Source organism: Komagataeibacter kakiaceti JCM 25156 (assembly GCF_000613305.1).
Genome location: NZ_BAIO01000608.1, coordinates 1 through 1,255 on the forward strand (window position 1 = coordinate 1; position 1,255 = coordinate 1,255).

Annotated in this window: 1 protein-coding gene and 1 pseudogene; both read left to right on the forward strand. The window is 66.8% G+C overall.

The annotated features are described in order from the left end of the window. The coding region (locus JCM25156_RS17090; protein WP_025814107.1) for a Ppx/GppA phosphatase family protein at positions 1-929 on the forward strand (929 nt) is incomplete at its 5' end. Positions 930-941: 12 nt separating this feature from the next. Next, positions 942-1,255 (forward strand): annotated as a pseudogene (locus tag JCM25156_RS25700) (SAM-dependent methyltransferase); the annotation flags it as partial.

Sequence of the window (1,255 nt, forward strand, 5' to 3'; positions counted from 1 at the left end):
GTCTTGGCGAAGGGTTGCACCGGACCGGCCAACTGGCCGATCCGGCCATGGAACGCACACTGGCCGCGCTACGCGCCTGTGTCGCCCGCATGGGGCTGTATGACCTGCACGGCCATCGCGCCATCGCGACCGAAGCCTGCCGCCGGGCGGGCAATGGCCTCGACTTCCTCAGCCGCGTGCTGAACGAGACGGGACTGAACATTTCCATCATCTCGGCGCGGGAAGAGGCGGAACTCGCACTCGCCGCCTGCACCTCCCTGTTACAGGACAGCCGGGGCACGACGGGGCGCGGGCTTCTGTTCGACATCGGCGGCGGCTCGACCGAAATCGCATGGGCGCGAATCGACCGCCATGCCGGGCGGCATGACCTGTCGGGTTATGTCAGCCTGCCCGTCGGCATCATGACGCTGGGCGAACGCGATGGCGCGGATATCTTTTCCGATGCGGGCTACAGCGCCACCGTGGCCGAAATCAGCAGTGTCCTGCGCGGTTTTGATGATGTTCACTGCATCGCCCGTGAAATCGTGCGCCAGAACGTCATGCTTCTGGGCACCAGCGGCACGGTCACCACACTGGCCAGCCTAGCGCTGGGTCAGGCACGGTATGACCGCGCCAGCATAGATGGCACCAGCCTGTCCGTGCCGCGCGCGCTGGGCATCATCGACAGCCTGCGCCGGGGCGGCATGGACGGGCTGATGCGCAATCCCGTCATCGGGCCGGAGCGCGCGCGTTACATCATGCCCGGCTGCGCCATATTCGAAGCGATCGTCACCACATGGCCTCTGGCGGAAGTGACGGTGGCGGACCGGGGATTGCGTGACGGCCTGCTTTTACGCATGATCGGGGACCGTAAACGGCGTGGTGGCCTTTCCGCCGCTCCGTCTTCCCTCCCCCTGTACAGCCGTATGGAGCACCGGGTCAGTTCCTGACCGCGTCCCGTCATGAAACAGCGTTCCCCTACCCGCATACCGGGCAAGGCCCGTACCAGCAGTCTTACCCCCGGAGATGGCGACACCAGCGCCGACGGGCGGGCCGTACAGACCAACCGGACCAAGACCGTCACCGTCAGGAAGGCGCGCGGCCGCACCACGGCGCAGCACCGCTGGCTGCAACGGCAGTTGAACGACCCCTATGTGCAAGCCGCGCAGAAGCAGGCTGGCGCTCACGCGCCGCTTCAAGCTGATTGAACTGATGACCGCTTCCATCTCATCCGCCCCGGCGCCCGCGTGGTGGATCTGGGGGCGGCACCCGGCGG